Annotated in this window: 1 protein-coding gene; it reads right to left on the bottom strand. The window is 70.6% G+C overall.

The genetic code is table 11. From position 1 onward, the window contains the following. On the bottom strand, positions 1-252 hold a 252-nt coding region (locus AC0IYH_RS32910), incomplete at both ends, for an ATP-binding protein (RefSeq protein WP_471838575.1).

A 252-nucleotide genomic window follows, 5' to 3' on the forward strand; every position in this document is an offset into this window, starting at 1 on the left:
GCCCCAGCCCGTGACCCGCGCCCTTGCTGGAACGATAGGCCTTGCCGATCCCGGCAAGCTGCGTCTCCGTAAAGCCCGGTCCGCGATCCGATACCGTGATCGTCAGCCCCTCCGCGCCGATCGCCGCGGTCAGTTCGACCCCGCCGGGCGCCGCCTCCGCGGCGTTGTCGAGCAGGTTCCAGATCGCCTGCCGGAGCGATGCGTCCGCGACCAGTTGCGCATCGTCGAGATCAGCGCGGCGATAGGCGAGGG

Source organism: Pseudomonas sp. AC463, from assembly GCF_979253585.1.